The 14,552-nt window shown below is 70.5% G+C and carries 14 protein-coding genes and 1 tRNA gene; 12 read left to right on the top strand and 3 right to left on the bottom strand.

Going from position 1 to position 14,552, the window contains the following annotated elements:
- Positions 1 to 15: 15 nt before the first annotated feature.
- Together rsmA and JOE53_RS08510 are read left to right on the top strand one after the other, a co-directional pair.
- Entirely contained in the window at positions 16 to 861 is an 846-nt protein-coding gene (rsmA, locus tag JOE53_RS08515) for a 16S rRNA (adenine(1518)-N(6)/adenine(1519)-N(6))-dimethyltransferase RsmA (RefSeq protein ID WP_005052416.1), read from the top strand.
- Between the two features lie 111 nt (positions 862 to 972).
- A complete protein-coding gene (locus JOE53_RS08510; RefSeq protein WP_005052418.1) occupies positions 973 to 1,896 on the top strand; it encodes a phosphodiesterase in 924 nt (307 codons plus the stop codon).
- On the opposite strand, the gene JOE53_RS08505 is transcribed toward JOE53_RS08510, so the two are convergent.
- Positions 1,832 to 3,430, bottom strand: a complete 1,599-nt coding sequence (locus tag JOE53_RS08505; RefSeq protein WP_204947411.1) for a stealth conserved region 3 domain-containing protein — start codon at positions 3,428 to 3,430, stop codon at positions 1,832 to 1,834. The two genes, JOE53_RS08510 and JOE53_RS08505, sit on opposite strands and share 65 nt — an antisense overlap.
- A 111-nt stretch (positions 3,431 to 3,541) precedes the next feature.
- Here JOE53_RS08505 and JOE53_RS08500 point away from each other — a divergent pair, with 111 nt between their 5' ends.
- The 3 genes from JOE53_RS08500 (at position 3,542) to JOE53_RS08490 (ending at position 6,919) form a co-directional block, all read left to right on the top strand.
- Positions 3,542 to 4,606, top strand: coding sequence for an aldo/keto reductase (locus JOE53_RS08500; protein WP_005052424.1), 1,065 nt, complete (start codon positions 3,542 to 3,544; stop codon positions 4,604 to 4,606).
- A complete protein-coding gene (locus JOE53_RS08495; RefSeq protein ID WP_204947410.1) occupies positions 4,603 to 5,544 on the top strand; it encodes a 4-(cytidine 5'-diphospho)-2-C-methyl-D-erythritol kinase in 942 nt (313 codons plus the stop codon). The genes JOE53_RS08500 and JOE53_RS08495 overlap by 4 nt, the downstream gene beginning before the upstream one ends.
- A 64-nt stretch (positions 5,545 to 5,608) precedes the next feature.
- On the top strand, positions 5,609 to 6,919 hold the full coding sequence (locus JOE53_RS08490) for a GNAT family N-acetyltransferase (protein ID WP_204947409.1): 1,311 nt from the start codon (positions 5,609 to 5,611) through the stop codon (positions 6,917 to 6,919).
- 61 nt (positions 6,920 to 6,980) lie between these two features.
- Here the strand turns inward: JOE53_RS08490 and JOE53_RS08485 are convergent, their stop codons facing one another.
- Positions 6,981 to 7,139, bottom strand: a complete 159-nt coding sequence (locus JOE53_RS08485; RefSeq protein ID WP_204947408.1) for a hypothetical protein — start codon at positions 7,137 to 7,139, stop codon at positions 6,981 to 6,983.
- Between the two features lie 104 nt (positions 7,140 to 7,243).
- Here JOE53_RS08485 and JOE53_RS08480 point away from each other — a divergent pair, with 104 nt between their 5' ends.
- Complete coding sequence (locus tag JOE53_RS08480) at positions 7,244 to 9,040, top strand: ABC-F family ATP-binding cassette domain-containing protein (RefSeq protein WP_204947407.1); 1,797 nt, start codon at positions 7,244 to 7,246, stop codon at positions 9,038 to 9,040.
- A gap of 8 nt (positions 9,041 to 9,048) precedes the next feature.
- On the opposite strand, the gene JOE53_RS08475 is transcribed toward JOE53_RS08480, so the two are convergent.
- Entirely contained in the window at positions 9,049 to 9,546 is a 498-nt protein-coding gene (locus JOE53_RS08475; RefSeq protein WP_016464639.1) for a MarR family winged helix-turn-helix transcriptional regulator, read from the bottom strand.
- 88 nt (positions 9,547 to 9,634) lie between these two features.
- Between JOE53_RS08475 and JOE53_RS08470 the strand changes: the two genes are divergently transcribed.
- The 6 genes from JOE53_RS08470 to JOE53_RS08445 all read left to right on the top strand — a co-directional run bounded on the left by JOE53_RS08470 (position 9,635) and on the right by JOE53_RS08445 (position 14,471).
- Positions 9,635 to 11,320: an FAD-dependent oxidoreductase gene (locus JOE53_RS08470; RefSeq protein WP_204947406.1), complete on the top strand. Its 1,686-nt coding sequence runs from the start codon at positions 9,635 to 9,637 to the stop codon at positions 11,318 to 11,320.
- 59 nt (positions 11,321 to 11,379) lie between these two features.
- Entirely contained in the window at positions 11,380 to 11,541 is a 162-nt protein-coding gene (locus JOE53_RS08465; RefSeq protein WP_005052456.1) for a hypothetical protein, read from the top strand.
- Entirely contained in the window at positions 11,538 to 11,843 is a 306-nt protein-coding gene (locus tag JOE53_RS14985; protein ID WP_016464641.1) for a metal-sensitive transcriptional regulator, read from the top strand. Before JOE53_RS08465 ends, JOE53_RS14985 begins: the two co-directional genes overlap by 4 nt.
- A 73-nt stretch (positions 11,844 to 11,916) precedes the next feature.
- Positions 11,917 to 11,988 (top strand) — tRNA-Gln (locus JOE53_RS08455).
- Position 11,989: 1 nt separating this feature from the next.
- Positions 11,990 to 13,462 carry a bifunctional UDP-N-acetylglucosamine diphosphorylase/glucosamine-1-phosphate N-acetyltransferase GlmU gene (gene glmU / locus JOE53_RS08450; protein WP_204947405.1) on the top strand — a complete coding sequence of 491 codons (1,473 nt, stop codon included), beginning with the start codon at positions 11,990 to 11,992 and terminating at the stop codon, positions 13,460 to 13,462.
- Complete coding sequence (locus JOE53_RS08445) at positions 13,437 to 14,471, top strand: ribose-phosphate diphosphokinase (protein WP_204947404.1); 1,035 nt, start codon at positions 13,437 to 13,439, stop codon at positions 14,469 to 14,471. The genes glmU and JOE53_RS08445 overlap by 26 nt, the downstream gene beginning before the upstream one ends.
- Positions 14,472 to 14,552: the final 81 nt, after the last annotated feature.

Genomic DNA, 14,552 nt, shown 5'->3' with positions numbered 1-14,552 from the left:
GATAGGCTGGAGCGCATGCCCGTGACCCTGCTCGGAGCCGCCGAGATCCGCGCGCTCGCCGCCGACCTCGACGTGACACCGACGAAGAAGCTCGGTCAGAACTTCGTCGTCGATGCCAACACCGTGCGAAAGATCGTGCACGTCGCGGAGGTGACGGCCGCCGACCGGGTCGTCGAGGTGGGTCCCGGGCTGGGGTCGCTCACGCTCGCGATCCTCGAGACCGGCGCTGCGGTCACCGCCGTCGAGATCGATCATCGCCTCGCCGAGCGTCTGCCGGCCACGGCCGCGTCGCACGGCGTCGCCGACGTTGCGCTGACGGTCGTGGATGCCGACGCCCTTCGCGTCACCGCGCTTCCGGGCGATCCGAACGTGCTCGTCGCCAACCTGCCGTACAACGTCAGCGTGCCGGTGCTGCTCCACTTCATGGAGACCTTTCCGGGCCTTGAGCGCGGTGTCGTGATGGTGCAGGCGGAGGTGGGGGAGCGGCTCGCCGCTCCGCCGGGATCCAAGGTCTACGGGGCGCCCAGCGTCAAGGCCGCTTGGTACGGCCCGTGGCGGCTGGCCGGCACCGTCTCTCGGCAGGTCTTCTGGCCGGTGCCCAACGTCGACAGCGTGCTCGTCGGGTTCCGTCGTGACCCCGAGCCGCGCGGCGACGAGGCTCTGCGTCGCGCGACGTTCCAGGTGGTGGATGCCGCGTTCCAGCAGCGCCGCAAGATGCTGCGGCAGGCGCTGGCGCCGATACTCGGTGGCTCATCGAGCGCGGCCTCGGCGGTGTTGGAGTCGGCGGGTGTCGACCCGACGGCGCGCGGTGAGCAGCTCACGATCGCGGACTTCGTCGCCATCGCCCGCGCTCCCCGGTAGGCATCGGAAGGCACGCCGGCGTCGTCGCCGCGGGCCCGCCGTCGATCGATCGGCGACACGACGCGCAATGTTCACCACGCCGTCACGAAACATGCTTGTAACATTGCGCCCATGCGTATGGCCGAGCATCCTGCTCCCGAACGGGTCCTGCTCCATCTCAGCGACACCCATCTGCGCGCCGCCGGCTCGCGCATCTGGGACCGCGTCTCGGGGGAGGAACACCTCGCTCGTGCGTTGGCCGGAATCGAAGCGTCGGGCGTGCGTCCCGACGCGATCGTGGTGACGGGTGACCTCGTCGACCTCGGCGAACGTGCCGCCTATGCGATGCTGCGCGCGATGGTGGAACCCGTGGCCGCACGCCTCGAGGCGCCGGTGGTGTGGGTGATGGGAAACCACGACGATCGCGCCGCGTTCCGCAGCGAGCTGTGGGGCGACGAGGATGCGGACCTTCGCCCCGTCGATCGCGTCGACGAGTTCGACGGCCTGCGCATCGTCACGCTGGACACCTCCGTGCCGGGGCATCATTACGGCGAGATCAGCGACGCGCAGCTGGCCTGGCTCGCCGCGGTGCTCGCCACTCCCGCGCCGCTGGGCACGATCCTCGCCATGCATCACCCGCCCGTGCCGAGCGTGCTCGCGCTCGCGGCGAGCGTGGAGCTGCGCGACCAAGCCCGGCTCGCCCGTGTGGTGCGCGGCACCGACGTCCGCGCGATCATCGCCGGGCATCTCCACTACTCGACGTTCGCGACGTTTGCCGGCATCCCCGTCTCGGTCGCCTCTTCGACCTGCTACGCACAGGATCTCACCGTGCCGGTCGGCGGCACCCGTCCGCAGGACGGCGCGCAGTCCTACAACCTCGTCCACGTGTACGACGACACCGTCGTCCACTCCGTGGTCCCGGTCGACGTATCGCGCGTCATGGAGTACACCGACCCCGAGGCGGCTCAGCGACTCCTCGCGGACGCGGGGATCACCGGCGTCGGCGTGCAGCGGCCGTCGGCGCCGCCGACACGCCCGGTGTCCGTGCTGCACTGACCGGCGTCTCCCACGGGGCACGCACCGGGAACATCCGCTCGAGCGTCTCGCGGAGCATCCGCACGCGCAGCTCCTCCGGCACCTCCGTCTCGCCGCCGTCGTTCAGGCAGAACATGTCGGCGTCGCGGCGCTGCTCCAAACGGCGCATCTTCTTGAGTGACGAGGCCATCGTGGTCTGCACGTACTGCACGCGCGGCTCGTTCGTCGCGATCGCGCGTCCGGTCATCAGCGCGTAGTAGTGATAGAGGCTGTTGGTCACCGAGACGTCGGTCGCGCTGCGGAAGCGGGATGCCGCCGTGCGCGCGATGTCGTCGGCGAACTCGCGCTCCACCTCCGCGGCCACGCTTCGCCGCATCGGGGCCGCGCAGTGCTCGAGGTCGCGCAGGATCACCCGCCCGAAGCGCTCCCGCAGGAGCTCTCGATTGACGCGCAGCGCGTTGTCGTGGCCGGATCGTTCCGTGCGCGTGGGACCGGCCCCGATGCGGACGTCGCACTCGACGAACTTGGTGAGACCGCCCGCGGTGAAGAACATCTCGGCCGTCACGGGGCGGCCGAAGAACATGTCGTCGTTCGAGTAGAGGAACTGCTCGGCCAGCCCGTCGATGCGGTGCAGTTGCGCCTCGACGGCGTGGGAGTTGTGCGTGGGGAGCACGGACGGGTCGGCGAAGAACTCCTCGCTGCGCACGACCGTCACCCGCGGGTGCTCCGCCAGCCAGGCGGGATGCGGCGAGTCGGTGGCGATGAAGATGCGTCGCACCCAGGGTGCGTACATGTGGACGCTGCGCAGCGCATACCGCAGCTCGTCGACGTGACGGTAGCGGGCGGGCCCGTCGTCGCCCTTGCCGACGACGTACTCCTCCTGCTGCGCGGCGCGCTGTCGCTGGAACTCGCTGGCCGATCCGTCGACCCAGGAGAAGACCATGTCGATGTCGACGCTGACCTGGTGGGGGCGTGCGTCGAACATGCCCACCACGGTGCGCCACGACCTGCCATAGCGCCAGACCGTCGTGGGAACGAGGTCGGATGCCGGGAAGACCCGCCGCGTGAGCGCGTTGGGTCGTGGTGTGTGGACAAGCTCGCCGGCTGTCCGCCACGTCTCCAGACGCACCCCCTGCGCGCTGCCGTAGCGCAGTGATCCGCTCTGCGTGATCCGCGGGCGAAACAGCCGCAGAGCCCACACGGCGTCGGCGTCGGGGAGGGGCAGATCGACGGCGAGGCGGGCGGGACCGCCCGGCGTCTTCGCGTACAGCGGCTCCTGCGCTCCGGTGGCGGCGAGGGCGCGCAGGGCCGCGCGTCCCTCCGCGGCATCGACCACGATCACCACGGCGCCGTGGTCGTCTTGGGCGAGCAGCGGATCGATGCCGGCGGCGACCAGGGCGTCGGCGACCAGTCCGATGTCCGCGATGCGCGCCATCTCGGGCGTGAGGTCGTCGTGGACGACGTGGAGGATGCCGTCCACCCAGCGCAGGTCGTCGCGGGCCAGCAGGCTCGACCAGGGATGCGGGTGCGGCGAGAGTGCCTCCAGTGCTGCCATTACGCGGACCGCCCTTCATCGTCGGAGAGCCTCAGCGTACGTTGCCGGCGTTTCCCGCGCGTTTCGGGAGCGACAGGCCCGGTGAGCGGTCGCGGTCGATAGCCTGGACGGGTGACCGACACCTCCGAGCGTTTCCCCGCCTCGCGCGGCGGCGACCTGCACCGTCCGTACGCCGCGGCATCCGACCGCTACTCCGCCTCCGCGTTTCGTCAGGTGGGCTCGAGCGGGCTGTATCTGCCGGCGATCTCGCTAGGGCTGTGGTGGAACTTCGGCGACAACGTCCCCTTCGACAACCAGCGCGCGCTGCTGCGCCACGCCTTCGACCGCGGCATCACCCATTTCGATCTCGCGAACAACTACGGTCCGCCCTACGGCAGCGCCGAGACGAACTTCGGGCGCATGATGCGAGAGGACTTCCGGCCCTACCGGGACGAGCTGATCATCTCGTCCAAGGCCGGGTACGACATGTGGGACGGGCCCTACGGCCAATGGGGATCGCGCAAGTACCTGCTCGCCAGCGCCGAGCAGTCGCTGACGCGCATGTCGCTCGACTACGTCGACATCTTCTACTCGCACCGCTTCGATCCGGTGACGCCGATCGAGGAGACGGTCGCGGCGCTGGACACCCTCGTGCGTCAGGGCAAGGCGCTCTACGTCGGCATCTCGTCGTACGAGCCCGAGCAGACGGCGAAGGCGGCCGCGGTGGCGCGTGAGCTCGGCACACCGCTGATCATCCATCAGCCGTCCTACTCGATCCTCGGGCGATGGATCGAAGACGGCCTGACCGGCGTGCTCCGGGAGGAGGGGATGGGGGCGATCGCCTTCGTGCCGCTCGCGCAGGGCCTGCTCACCGATCGCTATCTCGGCGACGGCACCTCGGCCCGGTCGCAGGAGCGCTCGTCGCTGCCCGGGCGCCGTCTGACCGATACGGCGCTGGAGGGCCTGCGCGCGCTGAACGTGATCGCCCGTGAGCGCGGACAGAGCCTCGCGCAGCTCGCGCTGCAGTGGGTGCTGCGCGACGGCGTGGTGGCCTCGGCGCTCATCGGCGCTTCGCGCCCGCAGCAGCTCGATGAGAACCTCGCGGCCGTGGACGGTCCCGCCTTCGACGCGGAAGAGCTCGAGCGCATCGACGTCATCTCCGCCGGTATCGGCGAGGTGTGGGCGGACGCTTCGTGACGACCGCTGCGGCGGCCGGTCGCCGGGTGCACGTGCGTGCGCCCGGCAAGATCAACATCGCCTTCGACGTCGGTGACGTCCAGCCCGACGGCTACCACGACGTGGCCTCGGTGTATCAGGCGGTGTCCGCGTACGAAGACGTGTGGGCGCGGGTCGCGGACGACTTCACGCTCACGGTGACCGGCGATCTGGACGTGTCGGGTGTACCCCTCGACGAGTCCAACCTCGCCGTGCGCGCCGCGCGGCGCGTCGCGGAGCGGCTGGGGTGGCGCGGCGGCATCCACCTCGACATTCACAAGGGCGTACCCGTCGCCGGTGGCATGGGCGGAGGCTCGGCGGATGCCGCGGCGGCTCTCGTGGCCGTCAACGAGCTGCTCGGCGGAGCTCTCACGACCCTCGAACTGCAAGAACTCGCGGCGCCCCTGGGCGCGGACGTGCCGTTCGCGGTGCTCGGGGGGACGGCCATCGGCACGGGGCGCGGCGACGAGCTCGCTCCGGCGCTGGCACGGGGCCGCTTCGACTGGGTGCTCGTGACGAGTGAGGACGGACTGGCGACCCCCGCGGTGTACCGGGAACTGGACCGGTTGAGAGAGCTGCCCGACATCGCGCCGGCCCACGGTGTCCCCGCCGCCGACCCCGTCGTGATGCAGGCGCTGCGTGCGGGCGATCCCGCCGCACTCGCCGCGGCCGTCCGCAACGACCTGCAGGACGCCGCCCTCTCGCTGCGGCCGTCGCTGGCCGAGACGCTGCGCGCAGGTCACCGCGCGGGTGCGCTGGCAGGGCTCGTCTCGGGGTCCGGGCCGACCGTCGCCTTCCTCGCCGCCGATGAGCGCGGGGCGTCGGCGCTGGCGTCCGAACTCGCCGCTTCGGCGGCACCGGGTTCGCGGGTGCTGCACGTGCACGGACCCGTCCCCGGTGCGCGCGTCATCACCTCCTAACTTCTGCACCTCTGCCGCACCGGGCAGACATCGACCGAAGACCGTCCTCACGAACGGAGACCGCATGTCCGATCGCCACCCTCACCACGATGCGTCGCTGGACCGCACCATGACGGACGACCTCGCCGGCCGCGGGCTCATCGTGCGGCGCGTCGACGATGCGCTGCGCACCGAGACCGACGCCTGGTTGGAGGCCGTCTCCCGCGGCTTCCTGGGCGGTGAGCGCACCGACGTGCAGCGCGACGCGTTCTTCGCGCACACGGCGTACCGGCGCAAGATCGGCGTGTTCGATGGGACCGCTCCCCAGCCGGACGTGCCGGTGGCGACCTTCGCCTCGTGGGCGGCGGAGCTGACCCTTCCCGGCGGGACCGTTCCGGCCTGCGCGATCAGCTCGGTGACCGTCGCCCCCACCCATCGCCGCCGCGGCATCCTGCGCTCCGTGATGACGGGGGAGCTGCGCACCGCCGTGGAGCGCGGGCTTCCCGTCGCGATCCTCACCGTGAGCGAGTCGACGATCTACGGCCGCTTCGGCTTCGCGCCCGCTGCGCTCGCCGCGCAGTGGACGATCGACGCCCGTCGGGCGCGGTGGGTGGGCCCCGATGCGCCGGGACGCATCGACTTCGTCACGCGCGCGCAGGGGCGCGAGATCGCCGCGGCGCTGCACGAGCGCGTGCGCGCGCAGACGCCGGGCGAGATCGACATGCCCGGCGGGCACTGGGACCGCTTCTTCGGCACCCGACCCGACGTCGAGAAGGCCGAGGAGCTGCGGGCAGTCCAGTACCGCTCCGCAACGGGAGACGTCGACGGCGTCGCCCTGTACAAGGTCACGGAGAACGAGCACGACTTCGTGGCGTCCACCGTCGATGTCCTGCTGCTGGTCGCGGCGACCGACGAGGCGTACGCGGGGCTGTGGCGCTTCCTGCTGACGATGGACCTCATCGCCACGGTGCGCGCCGGCGAACTGTCGCTCGACGAGCCGCTGTGGTGGATGATCGCCGACCAGCGGGCCGCGACCGTTACCGTGCGCGACCACCACTACACGCGGATCCTCGATGTACCGGCCGCCCTGTCGGCGCGCACCTACGACGTCGCCGATGCCGTGACGCTGCGGGTCGCCGACCCGCTCGGCATCGCCGCCGGCACGTTCGTGCTGACGGTGGATGCCGAGGGCCTCGCCGGGGTCGACATCGTCGATGAGCCGCCGGTGGGAGTGCCCACGGCGACGCTCGGGGTGGTCGAGCTGTCGGCCATCCTGCTGGGCGGAGTCTCGCCGGTCACGCTGGCGCGGGCCGGCAGGCTCGTCGCCGACGATCCGTCGCGCCTGGCGCGGCTGTTCGCCTCGACGGTGCCGCCGCGTCTGAGCTTCTGGTACTGAGCCCTGGATCCACGCGGGGCCCGGACCGGTGTCGGATCCGGGCCCCGACTGGTGAGAGGTCTCAGCTGCCGCAGACCTCCTGCAGAGTCTTGGCCTCGGCGGTCAGCTTCGTCGAGGATTCCTGGCCCTTCGTGGAGATCTCCTCGGCCTTGGCCTGAGCCTCCTGCAGCTTCTGCATGGCGGCCTCGTCGCTCGGATCGATGTTCTTCAGGTTGGGCATCTCGAAGTCGGCGAAGATCGCGGCGACGTGTTCATGTCATCTCTCCGGCCATGCTGGGAACGGGGCCATCGGCCGTCCGCCCGCTCGCGTAGCCTGGAACCGATATGGCGCATCTGCTCGGGGCTGAAGGCCTCCACCTGGAATTCCCCACGAAGGTCGTGTTCGACCGCGTCTCGCTCGGCGTCGACGAGGGCGACCGCATCGGCATCGTCGGTCGTAACGGCGACGGCAAGTCATCCCTCATGGCCATGCTGGCCGGCCGCCTCACGCCGGATGCCGGGCGCGTGACGGTGCGCGGCGGCGTGCGCGTGGGCGTGCTCGACCAGGGCGACACGCTCGATGACACGTTGACCATCGCGCAGAGCGTCGTCGGCGACCGCGCCGAGCACGACTGGGCGGGTGACGCGGGTGTGCGCGACGTGATCGCGGGTCTCGTGGGGGATCTGGACTGGGACGGCCCGGTCGCCGGACTCTCCGGAGGGCAGCGGCGACGGGTCGCGCTCGCGCAGCTGCTCGTCGGAGACTGGGACGTGCTGGCGCTCGACGAGCCCACGAACCACCTCGATGTCGAAGCGGTGGCCTGGCTCGCCGCGCACCTCACGCGGCGCTGGTCGGCATCCCAGGGTGCGCTCCTGGTCGTCACCCACGATCGATGGTTCCTGGATGAGGTCTGCACCAAGACGTGGGAGGTGCACGACCGCATCGTCGAGCCGTTCGAGGGCGGCTACGCGGCCTACGTGCTGCAGCGCGTCGAGCGCGACCGCCAGTCGGCCGTGATCGAGCAGCGTCGACAGAACCTCGCACGCAAAGAGCTCGCGTGGCTGCGCCGCGGCGCGCCGGCGCGCACCAGCAAGCCGCGGTTCCGCATCGAGGCGGCCAATGAACTCATCGCTGACGTCCCCGAGATCCGCGACAAGGTGCAGTTGCAGTCGCTCGCCGTGTCCCGGTTGGGCAAGGACGTCGTCGACCTGCTCGACGCCGGCGTGACTTACGGCGATCGACTGGTGCTGCAGGACGTCGAGTGGCGCATCGCGCCGGGGGAGCGCACCGGCATCCTCGGCGTCAACGGCGCCGGCAAGTCCACGCTCCTCGGTCTCATCGCCGGCACGGTCGAGCCCACCCACGGTCGGGTCAAGCGCGGAAAGACCGTGAAGGTCGCGACGCTCACGCAGCGGATGGACGAGCTCGACCAATACCTGGACGATCCGGTGCGCGTGGTCATCTCGGGGCTGCGCACGAGCTACACCATCGGAACGGGCTCCAAGGCATCCGAGCTCACGCCGGGCCAGCTGCTGGAGCGCATGGGCTTCAGCTCGGCGCAGCTGTCGACGCCCGTGAAGGATCTGTCCGGTGGCCAGCAGCGTCGCCTGCAGCTGCTGCTGATCCTGCTCGATCAGCCCAACGTGCTGATCCTCGACGAGCCGACCAACGACCTCGACACCGACATGCTCGCTGCCATCGAGGACCTCCTCGACTCGTGGGCCGGAACGCTGCTGGTCGTCTCCCACGATCGCTACTTCCTCGAGCGCGTCACGGACCAGCAGTACGCGGTCATGGGCGGACGGCTACGGCACTTGCCGGGAGGCATCGACGAATACCTGAGGCTCCGCGCCGTTCAGCGCGACCAGCCGGCTGCGCCCGTCGTGGCCGGCTCGGAGGGCGACACTGCTCCGGCGCTGGCCGGCGCCGACCTCCGCGCCGCGCAGAAGGAGCTCGCCGCGGCGGAGCGGCGCATCCAGAAGCTCACCGCGCAGGCGGATGCCGCGCGCACCGCCCTCGCCGACCACGACCAGTCCGACTACGCGGGGCTGGGCGAGAAGATGCGCGCGATCGGCGAGATCGAGGCCGAGATCGCTGCGCTGGAGGAGCGCTGGTTCGAGCTCTCCGAGCTCATCGGCTGAGCCGGCTGTCAGGAGTCGAAGCCCAGCGACAGCTTTCGCAGCAGGCCCGCGAGTCGCTCGCGATCGGAGCGTGACAGCACGCTGAGCAGCAGGGCTTCGGCGTCGACGAGGCGTGTGATCGCGGCATCCACGCGGGTCTTGCCCTCGTCGGTGATCGTCACCAGAACGCTGCGTCCGTCACCGGGATCGGCCTCGCGGCGCACCAGGCGGCGTCCGACGAGGCGATCGATGCGGTTCGTCATCGTGCCGCTGGAGACCAGCGTCTGCTGCAGCAGCTGCTTGGGACTGAGCTGGTAGGGCTCGCCGGCCCGTCGCAGTGCCGACAGCACGTCCCACTCCCAGGGTTCGAGGTCGCTGCGACGAAACGCCTCGCGTCGCGCCCGGTCGAGATGACGCGACAGGCGATCCACCCGCGAGAGCACCTCCAGCGGCGAGAAGTCGAGATCCGGTCGCTGGGCGCCCCACGCGCCGACGATGCGGTCGACTTCGTCGTGCTCGGTGGACATGCCTCCATTATCGTCGCGGCGGCGCTCGGAGTTGCGTCAAAATACCCCCAGGGGTATCGTGTGAATACGCGTTCGAGAAGGAGAACAGATGCGCATCGTGATCGTCGGGGGAGTGGCCGGAGGCATGAGCTGTGCCGCGCGTGCGCGCAGGCTCGATGAGGCGGCCGAGATCATCGTCCTCGAGCGGGGCGCGCACGTCTCGTTCGCGAACTGCGGCCTGCCCTACTACGTCGGCGGAGAGATCGCCGATGAGTCCGCTCTGCTCGTGCAGACCCCGGCCTCGCTGAAAGCGTCTCTCGCGCTCGACGTGCGCCCCGGTCACGAGGTGACGGCGGTGGATGCCGCGGCCAAGACCGTGACCGTGATGAGCGCAGACGGTGTCGACACCCTGCACTACGACGCCCTCGTGCTGGCTCCGGGCGCCGCCGCGGCGACGCCGCCCATCACCGGACTGGACTCGCCGCGGGTGCGGACGCTGCGCAGCGTCGAGGACGCGGTCGCGTTGCGTGATCGCGTCCAGGCCGGTGCGCGCCGTGCCGTCGTGCTCGGGGCGGGCTTCATCGGCATCGAGGCCGCCGAAGCGCTCGCCCAGCGTGGGCTGCACACCACCGTCGTCGAGTTCGCGCCGCACGTGCTGCCCCCGCTCGAGGACGAGCTGGCCGCCCTCGTGACCGCGGAACTGCGGACGCTCGGCATCGAGGTGCGCGCCGGCACCGCGGCCACCGCGGTCGAATCCGGTGAGGACGGCGACGTCGTCGTCCTCGACGACGGCACCCGCCTGGACGCCGATATCGTCGTGCTCTCGGTGGGTGTTCGTCCCGACACGGCGGTCTTCGAGACCGCGGGCGTCGCATGCGTGCGTGGGGCGATGATCATCGACGAGCACGGACGTACCTCGCTGCCCGACGTCTACGCGGTCGGTGATGCGACGGCATCCGTCGACGCCGTCACCGGGGCCGTGCGTCCCGTCGCGCTCGCCGGACCCGCCAACCGCGCCGGACGGCTCGTCGCCGACGCGATTCTCCGTCCGGAGCACGCTCGTCCGCTTCCGCGCCCCGTCGGGACGGCGATCGTCCGTGTCGGTGCGCAGACGGTGGCGATGACCGGCGCGAACCGCGCCGCGCTCGCCGCCGCCGGGATCGACGCGGACACGCTGCACCTTCATCCGGGCCAGCACGCCGGCTACTTTCCCGGCGCCTCGCAGATCCATCTGGTCGTCCACATCCGTCGGAGTGACGGCCTGCTGCTGGGAGCGCAGGCCGTCGGCGCCGACGGGGTCGACAAGAGGATCGACGTGCTCGCGACGGCCATCCGTGCGGGCTGGGCGGTGGATGAGCTGATCGACCTCGACCTGGCCTACGCACCGCCGTACGGCTCCGCGAAGGATCCCGTCAACATGGTCGGGATGGTCGGCGAGAACGTCCGGAGCGGGGCCCTCCGCCTCTGGTACGCGCAGGACGTCGACGCGGTCGCCGAGACCGCGCTGATCCTCGACGTGCGCACCCCCGCGGAACTGTCCACCGGGCATCTGCCCGGGGCGCTCGCCATCCCGCACACCGCGTTGCGCGGCCGGCTCGACGAGGTGCGTGCCGCCGCCGCCGGGCGACCCGTGCGCGTCATGTGCCAGTCGGGCGTACGCTCCGCGATCGCGCACCGCGTCCTCGCGCAGGCCGGGTTCGACTCGGCGTCCCTGTCCGGCGGCATGCTGACGCTGCGCGCCGTTCTCGGTGAGCACGCGGATGCCGTGCTCGTCTCCGACCGCACACGCGTCTGAGGCGCGCGGACTCTTCCCCTCTCTGGCACGACCGACGAACAACGAACAGGAGAACTCCCATGTGCTCAGCAGTGACCTGCCGAACCTGCGGCAAGACGACGTGGGCCGGCTGCGGCCAGCACGTCGACCAGGTGATGAAGAACGTGCCGGCATCCCAGCGCTGCCCCGGCCACGAGCAGGCAGCCGGCGGCGGCTTCCTCGCCCGCGTGTTCGGGCGGTGACGACGAACGTGTCCGCATCCGACGCGGCGACGGCGCACGACGGCGCCGCGCAGCGCAAGATCGCCAACCGTCTGCGCCGTGCGCGGGGCCAGCTCGATGCGGTCATCGCCGCCGTTGAGGAGGGAAAGCCCTGTCGCGACGTCGTGACGCAGTTGGCTGCCGTCTCCAGCGCGCTGGACCGCGCCGGCTTCGCCATCGTGTCCACGGCGCTGCGGGAGTGTCTGTCCGATCCGGAGGGTGCAGCCGCGGAAGACGGCGTCACCGCCGACGAGCTGGAGAAGCTCTTCCTCATGCTCGCCTGAGCACGGCGATGCGGTCATCCGGGGTCGGGACTGGCAGACTGGAGCGGCACACCCGCCGTCTCGTGGGGTGCGGTCCGCCGTGGTGTAACGGCAGCACGACAGCCTTTGGAGCTGTGAGGTTCAGGTTCGAATCCTGGCGGCGGAGCATGACAGAGAACAGGTTGGATGCGTCCCTCGCCGTCGTGATCCTCGCCGCGGGGCAGGGTACGCGCATGCGCTCGTCGCTGCCGAAGGTGCTGCACCGCATCGGGGGCCGCCCCCTCGTCGGGCACGTTCTCGACACGGCCCGCGACCTGTCGCCCGCCCACGTTCTCGTCGTCGTCCGGCACGAAAGGGATCTCGTCGCCGATGCGGTGACCGGTATCTCGCCCGAGGTCGTCGTGGTCGACCAGGACGAGATCCCGGGCACGGGTCGCGCCGTCGAAGTCGCCCTGGACGCCGTCCCCGATTTCGCCGGCGACGTGCTGGTGCTTTCCGGTGACGTCCCCCTGCTCGATGCCGAGACGCTGAGCGCCCTCATCCGAGACCACCGCTCGTCCCGGGCTGCGATCACACTGCTGTCGGCCGTGCTCGACGACGCGACCGGCTACGGCCGTGTCGTGCGCGCCACCAACGGCGGCGTGGAGCGCATCGTCGAGCAGAAGGACGCCACGGCCGCGGAAGCGGCGATCACCGAGATCAACGCGGGCGTCTACGTCTTCCAGGCGGAAATGTTGCGTTCGCAGCTGGCGCGTGTGGGCACCCAGAACGCGCAGGGCGAGAAGTATCTGACCGACGTCGTGGGCCTGGCCCGCACCGCGGGGCTCGCCGTCACGGCATCCGTCGTCTCCGACGTCTCGCTGACGCTCGGCGTCAACGATCGCGCGCAGCTCGCCGAGGCCGGGCGCCTGCTCAACGCGCGCACCGTGCGCCGGTGGCAACTCGACGGCGTCACGATTCAGGATCCGGCGACGACCTGGATCGATGTCACCGCGACCCTCGCGCCCGACGTGACGGTGTTGCCCAACACCCACATCCTGCGCGCCACTGCCGTGGCTGCCGGCGCCACGATCGGACCCGACACGACGCTGGAGGACTGCGAGGTGGGCGAGAACGCCGTCGTCCGCCGCACTGATGCGACGCTCGCCGTCATCGGGGCGGGCGCCTCGGTCGGACCGTTCGCCTATCTGCGGCCGGGTACCGTGCTGGCCGATGGAGGCAAGATCGGAACGTTCGTGGAGACGAAGAACTCCACCATCGGCGCAGGCAGCAAGGTTCCCCACCTGTCCTACATCGGCGACACGACGATCGGACGCGGCGTCAACCTCGGCGCCGGCGCGATCACCGCGAACTACGACGACATCGCCAAGCATCGCACCGAGATCGGCGACGAGGTGCACTCCGGCTCGCACAACGTCTTCGTCGCGCCCGTTAGGATCGGAGATGGCGCCAAGACCGGTGCCGGTGCGGTGATCCGGAAGGACGTCCCGCCCGGAGCTCTCGCCTTGAGCGTTGCCCCCCAGCGCAACGTCGAGGGGTGGGTCGAGAACCACCGACCGGGAACGGCCGCGGCCGCGGCTGCCGCACGTTCCCGCACTGCACAGGAAGCGGACCATGGCGCGCAAGAAGCACACGGTTGACCTGGACGTCGAGCGCGGGATCGCCCCCGGACTCGTCGCCAAGACCAAGAAGCGTTTGGTCGTCGCCAGCGGCAGCTCGCATCCGACCCTGTCGCATGACGTCGCCCAGGCGCTCGGCACCGAGCTGGTACCGACCGAGCATCGTACGTTCGCCTCCGGCGAGATCCTGACCCGCTTCGAGGTGTCGATCCGCGGCTGCGATGCCTTCATCATCCAGTCCTTCGGCCCCCCGGTGAACGAGTGGCTCATGGAGCTGCTGATCATGCTGGATGCCGCCAAGCGCGCCTCCGCGAAGCGGATCACCGTCGTCGCGCCGTATTACCCCTACTCGCGTCAGGACAAGAAGGGTCGCGGTCGCGAGCCGATCAGCGCGCGTCTCGTCGCCGATCTGCTGAAGACGGCGGGTGCCGACCGCGTGATGAGCGTGGACCTGCACGCCGCTCAGATCCAGGGGTTCTTCGATGGACCGGTCGATCACCTGTTCGCCAAGCCCGTGCTGCTCGAGTACTTCCAGAACAGCCTTTCGACCGACGACCGTGCCAACCTCACCGTCGTCTCGCCCGACACCGGGCGCGTGCGCGTGGCCGACCAGTGGTCCGACTCGCTCGGAGCGCCTCTCGCGATCATCCACAAACGCCGCGACCCGAACGTCGCCAACCAGGTGACCGTCAACGAGATCGTGGGACACGTCGAGGGTCGCGTCTGCCTGCTCGTCGACGACATGATCGACACCGGCGGCACCATCGTCAAGGCGGCGCAGGCGCTGAAGGCCAACGGGGCCGAACGGGTCATCGTGGCGGCCACGCACGCGGTGTTCAGCGCTCCGGCGACCGAGCGCCTGCAGGATGCCGCGATCGACGAAGTCGTCGTGACCGACACGATTCCCCTTGCGGACGAGAAGCGCTTCCCGGGGCTGACGATTCTGCCCATCGCTCCGCTGCTCGCGCGCGCGATCAAAGAGGTCTTCGAGGACGGCTCGGTCACGAGCATGTTCGACGGCGCCGCCTGAGCCCGCCGCCCCCGGTCGCGGCGGCGTGAGCGTCGCCGGACGTCATCCTGGCGATCGCACCCGCGGCGGCGAAGTGCGCCT

It is taken from the genome of Microbacterium laevaniformans, assembly GCF_016907555.1.
Taxonomy (GTDB): domain Bacteria; phylum Actinomycetota; class Actinomycetes; order Actinomycetales; family Microbacteriaceae; genus Microbacterium; species Microbacterium laevaniformans.
Note: the sequence above shows the minus strand (reverse complement) of the source record. Positions and strands in the feature narration are given on the sequence as shown.